Raw genomic sequence first — 5,766 nt, forward strand, 5'->3', positions numbered from 1 at the left:
TTCTTCAATGAACAGGGATCAACCGTGCCGACTCCGCCTCCAGTCTCCCCGTTGGCCGCGAACCTGGGCGACAGTCCGGCGCCCTTGTACGCCCGCGTCAAACAGATGATCACCCAGCAGATCGACAGCGGTAACTGGCCGCCGCACTACCGCGTGCCGTCGGAAAGCGAACTGGTCAATCAGCTCGGTTTCAGCCGTATGACCATCAACCGTGCGTTGCGTGAAATGACCGCCGACGGCCTGCTGGTGCGCATGCAAGGTGTCGGTACATTCGTCGCCGAACCGAAGAGCCAGTCCGCGCTATTCGAAGTGCACAATATCGCCGACGAAATCGCCTCACGCGGCCACCGCCACACCTGCCAGGTCATTACTCTGGAAGAAGAGGCCGCCGGCTCCGAACGCGCACTGGCGCTGGACATGCGCGAAGGGCAGAAGGTTTTTCACTCGCTGATCGTGCATTACGAAAATGACATTCCGGTGCAAATCGAAGACCGTTTCGTCAACGCGCTGGTCGCGCCGGAATACCTCAAGCAGGATTTCACCCTGCAAACCCCGTATGCCTATCTCAACCAGGTGGCGCCGCTGACTGAAGGCGAACACGTGGTCGAAGCGATCCTCGCTGAACCGTCCGAGTGCAAATTGCTGCAGATCGAAAAAGGCGAGCCGTGCCTGTTGATCCGCCGTCGTACCTGGTCGGGCCGTCAGCCGGTGACGGCGGCGCGCCTGATTCACCCCGGTTCCCGTCATCGTCTGGAAGGACGCTTTCATAAATGAATGGTTTGAAGGTTTTACGCGCCGAAGGCTACCCGCGCATGCCGTGGAAGAACGGCGGCGGCAGCACCGAAGAAATCACCCGAGACGCGGGCGCCGGCCTGGAAGGTTTTGGCTGGCGCCTGTCGATTGCCGACATCGCCGAGTCAGGCGGGTTTTCGACCTTTACCGGTTATCAGCGAGTGATCACGGTGTTGCAGGGCGACGGCATGACGCTGTGCGTCGATGGCGATGACACACGCCCGCTGTTACCGCTCGACCCGTTTGCGTTCAGCGGCGAAAGCCAGGTGTCCTGCACGCTGCTTGGCGGGGCGATCCGCGATTTCAACCTGATCTACGCGCCGCAGCGTTACCGCGCGCGGTTGCAGTGGCTGGACGGTGAGCAGCGGTTTTTCAGCTCGGCGGGGACAGTGTTGGTGTTCAGTGTCAGTGAGTTGCTGCACGTGCAGGTCGGTGACAGCGTTTCACAGTTGGGGCGACATGATTGTCTGCAACTGGACGGTAACGCCGGGTTGGTCGAAGTCTCCACCAATGCCGCTTGCTGCGTAATCGAACTCCTCCAAAACTAACCAGAATCCCTGTGGCGAGGGGATTTATCCCCGTCGGGCTGCGTAGCAGTCCCGCTTCTTCTAATCGAAAATGGGGCCGCTTCGCGATCCAGTGGGGATACATCCCCTCGCCACAATTGCGTTCACACTTCCTGTTTCTCTCGGCGCACCAACTTGTTACCGAACGCCCCAGCGTGGCGCAAAACCACGCTTTTGTAACAGTCGCTCACTTCCCTCGAACACCCCCGCGAAAATTTTCATCCGCGCCGCAAGCCTTGTCTCAGGCGCGCTCCAGCCCTGTCCGCGATTTTTCTTGAACGCCCCTCCAACAAGTTGGCCGCTTGATTGCATATGCTTGTATGTACAAGTAAAGACGTATGCGTATGAGTTGTTCGAGACTCTCCGCAGCGTCCACTGATTCGCTTGTCGCGCATTGAGGCGCGCAGGCTGCTTGCCCACTGCCAGGGTTGGTTTGAATTGATCGCTGAGGAGTCTCTTTCGTGACTGACAACAAAATGACTAAGTTTCGCGACGTCGAAATCCGTGCATCGCGCGGCAACAAGCTGACCGCCAAGAGCTGGCTGACCGAAGCGCCGTTGCGCATGCTGATGAACAACCTTGATCCGGAAGTCGCCGAGAATCCGAAAGAGCTGGTGGTCTACGGTGGTATCGGTCGCGCTGCGCGTAACTGGGAGTGCTACGACAAGATCGTCGAAAGCCTGACCAACCTGAATGACGACGAGACCCTGCTGGTGCAATCCGGCAAGCCGGTCGGCGTGTTCAAGACCCATAGCAACGCCCCGCGCGTGCTGATCGCCAACTCCAACCTCGTACCGCACTGGGCGAGCTGGGAGCATTTCAATGAGCTCGACGCCAAAGGCCTGGCCATGTACGGCCAGATGACCGCCGGCAGCTGGATCTACATCGGCAGCCAGGGCATCGTCCAGGGCACCTACGAAACCTTCGTTGAAGCCGGTCGCCAACACTACAACGATGACCTCAAGGGCAAGTGGGTCCTGACCGCCGGTCTCGGTGGCATGGGCGGCGCACAACCTCTGGCTGCCACCTTGGCCGGTGCCTGCTCGCTGAACATCGAATGCCAACAAGTGAGCATCGATTTCCGCCTGAAAAGCCGTTACGTCGACGAGCAAGCCACAGACCTCGACGATGCTCTGGCACGCATCGCCAAGTACACCAAAGAAGGCAAAGCGATCTCCATCGCCCTGCTGGGCAACGCGGCAGAAATCCTCCCGGAACTGGTCAAGCGCGGCGTGCGCCCGGACATGGTCACCGACCAGACCAGCGCCCACGACCCGCTCAACGGCTACCTGCCGGCGGGCTGGACCTGGGACGAGTACCGCACCCGCGCCAAGACCGAGCCGGCCGCTGTGATCAAAGCCGCCAAGCAGTCGATGGCCGTGCACGTCAAAGCGATGCTGGAATTCCAGAAGCAAGGCATCCCGACCTTCGACTACGGCAACAACATCCGCCAGATGGCGCAGGAAGAAGGCGTCGAAAACGCGTTCGACTTCCCGGGGTTCGTACCGGCTTACATCCGTCCGCTGTTCTGCCGTGGCATTGGCCCGTTCCGCTGGGCGGCGCTGTCGGGTGATCCGCAAGACATCTACAAAACCGACGCCAAGGTCAAAGAGCTGATCCCGGACGACGCCCACCTGCACAACTGGCTGGACATGGCCCGCGAGCGCATCAGCTTCCAGGGTCTGCCGGCACGTATCTGCTGGGTCAGTCTGGGCCTGCGCGCCAAGCTCGGCCTGGCGTTCAACGAAATGGTGCGCAGCGGCGAGCTGTCGGCGCCGATCGTGATCGGTCGCGACCACCTCGACTCCGGCTCGGTGGCCAGCCCGAACCGCGAAACCGAGTCGATGCAGGACGGCTCCGACGCCGTGTCCGACTGGCCTCTGCTCAACGCGTTGCTGAACACCGCGAGCGGTGCGACCTGGGTCTCGCTGCACCACGGCGGCGGCGTGGGCATGGGCTTCTCGCAGCACTCGGGCATGGTGATCGTCTGCGACGGTACTGACGAAGCGGCCGAGCGCATCGCGCGCGTGCTGCACAACGACCCGGCTACCGGCGTCATGCGCCACGCCGATGCCGGTTACCAGATCGCCATCGACTGCGCCAAGGAGCAGGGGCTGAACCTGCCGATGATTACCGGCGGCAAGTAACACAAATCCCTGTGGGAGCTGGCTTGCCAGCGATAGCGGTGGCACTGCTGGAAATGATGTTGAAGGTGCAGACGTCATCGCTGGCAAGCCAGCTCCCACAGAGTTCGAGTCGCCCCGGACAGAACAATTAAACAATCCACAGAGGTTGAATCATGGCTGTAACCACCGATCGTGCAGGCAACAAACCGTTGATCGAAAGGCGTTCGATCGACTACATCCCGGAAGCGGAAAGACACGGTCGTCTGTTGAGCCAGTTCACCCTGTGGATGGGGGCGAATCTGCAAATCACCGCGATTGTCACCGGGGCCTTGGCCGTGGTGCTGGGCGGTGATGTGTTCTGGTCGTTGATCGGTCTGTTGATCGGGCAACTGCTGGGCGGCGGCGTGATGGCGCTGCACGCGGCGCAAGGGCCGAAGCTGGGCCTGCCGCAGATGATTTCCAGCCGGGTGCAGTTCGGTGTGTACGGCGCGGCGATCCCGATCGTCCTGGTGTGCCTGATGTACCTGGGTTTCACCGCCACCGGTACGGTGCTTTCCGGCCAGGCGCTGGGTCAGTTGTTCGGCGTCAGCGACACCGTTGGCATCCTGCTGTTCGCCAGTGTGATTGTGGTGGTCACGGTGCTCGGCTATCGGGTGATCCACTGGATCGGCCGGGTCGCCAGCGTGATCGGGGTGATTGCCTTCGTGTATCTGTTCAGTCGTCTGCTGAGTCAGGTGGATGTGGGCGCACTGCTGCAGATTCGTCACTTCAGCTGGAGCAGCTTCCTGCTGGCCGTGTCGCTCGCGGCCTCCTGGCAGATCGCGTTCGGCCCGTATGTGGCGGATTATTCGCGCTACCTGCCGAGCAAGATTTCCTCGGTGAAAACCTTCTTTGCCGCTGGCGCAGGTTCGGTCATCGGTGCTCAGGTGGCGATGGTGCTTGGCGTGTTCGCCGCAGCTTCCGCCAACGGTCAATTCGCCGGGCATGAAGTGGCCTACATCGTCGGTCTGGGCGGCACCGGTGCAACCGCTGCGTTGCTGTACTTCAGCATCGCATTCGGCAAGGTGACGATCTCGACGCTGAACTCTTACGGCAGCTTCATGTGCATCGCGACCATCATCAGTGGTTTCAAGGGGCACCTGACGGTTACCCGGATGCAGCGTCTGGTGTTTGTGCTGGTCATTGTCGGTGCTGCAACTCTGATCGCTTTGCTCGGCCAGCATTCGTTCCTCGGTGCGTTCAAGTCTTTCATCCTGTTCCTGCTCGCGTTCTTCACACCCTGGAGCGCGATCAACCTAGTGGATTACTACTGCATCACCCGTGAGCGCTATGACGTTCCGGCCCTGGCCGACCCGAACGGTCGCTACGGCCGCTGGAACCTGCTCGGGATCAGCGTCTACGTGTTCGGCGTGCTGGTGCAGTTGCCGTTCATCTCCACCAAGTTCTACACCGGCCCGCTGGTAGCCGCCCTCGGTGATGTGGACATTTCCTGGATCATCGGTCTGGTACTGCCCGCCGTCGTCTATTACGTGTGCGCAAAAAAATGGCACGGCAGCGTGCCTGATCAACTGATTCTGCCGGTCGAGCAGAACAGCGTTGTACAACCTGAAAAAAGTGGGGCCGGGCGCGCTGCGGCGCAGGCCTGATTGGACGTGGACAGGGCTGGATGCCTCTTGACTGCCGTAAGCCAATTCATGATTAGGAGCGTCGCAACAATGAAATCGAACAAGACCCTGCTGACCACACTGCTGTCCATGGGCCTGTTGGCCAGTGCCGGCGCGACACAAGCCGCCGGCTGGTGCGAATCGGGCAAACCGGTGAAGTTCGCCGGCCTGAACTGGGAAAGCGGCATGCTGCTGACCGACGTGCTGCAAGTGGTGCTGGAAAAAGGTTACGACTGCAAGACCGACAGCCTGCCGGGTAACTCCATCACCATGGAGAACGCTCTGAGCAGTAACGATATTCAAGTGTTCGCCGAAGAATGGGTCGGCCGCAGCGAGGTCTGGAACAAGGCCGAGAAGGCCGGCAAGGTCGTCGGTGTCGGTGCGCCGATCGTCGGCGCTGTCGAAGGCTGGTACGTGCCGCGTTACGTGATCGAAGGCGATGCCAAACGCAAGATCGAGGCGAAGGCCCCGGACCTGAAAAAGATTGCCGATCTGGGCAAATACGCAGCCATCTTCAAAGACGCTGAAGAGCCGTCCAAAGGCCGTTTCTACAACTGCCCGGCCGGCTGGACCTGTGAGCTGGACAACAGCGAAATGCTCAAGAGCTATGGTCTGGAA

General features: G+C 60.6%; 5 protein-coding genes. All 5 read left to right on the top strand.

Translation table 11 applies throughout. The annotated features are described in order from the left end of the window. Positions 1 to 24: 24 nt before the first annotated feature. Positions 25 to 774 (top strand): histidine utilization repressor, encoded by a 750-nt coding sequence (hutC, locus tag DBR24_RS29250; RefSeq protein WP_064585558.1) that lies wholly within the window; start codon positions 25 to 27, stop codon positions 772 to 774. Further along, the gene (locus DBR24_RS29255; RefSeq protein ID WP_123470683.1) at positions 771 to 1,340 is read left to right on the top strand and encodes a HutD family protein; all 570 of its coding nucleotides are present in this window, start codon (positions 771 to 773) and stop codon (positions 1,338 to 1,340) included. Before hutC ends, DBR24_RS29255 begins: the two co-directional genes overlap by 4 nt. Positions 1,341 to 1,834: 494 nt before the next feature. Further along, a complete protein-coding gene (hutU, locus tag DBR24_RS29260; RefSeq protein WP_177490703.1) occupies positions 1,835 to 3,505 on the top strand; it encodes a urocanate hydratase in 1,671 nt (556 codons plus the stop codon). A 152-nt stretch (positions 3,506 to 3,657) separates the two neighbouring features. Further along, positions 3,658 to 5,130, top strand: a complete 1,473-nt coding sequence (locus tag DBR24_RS29265; protein WP_123470687.1) for a cytosine permease — start codon at positions 3,658 to 3,660, stop codon at positions 5,128 to 5,130. Between the two features lie 69 nt (positions 5,131 to 5,199). Then, the coding region (locus DBR24_RS34330) for a glycine betaine ABC transporter substrate-binding protein (RefSeq protein WP_305889157.1) at positions 5,200 to 5,766 on the top strand (567 nt) is incomplete at its 3' end.

It is taken from the genome of Pseudomonas sp. HMWF006, assembly GCF_003061205.1.
In the GTDB taxonomy this organism is placed as follows: domain Bacteria; phylum Pseudomonadota; class Gammaproteobacteria; order Pseudomonadales; family Pseudomonadaceae; genus Aquipseudomonas; species Aquipseudomonas monsensis.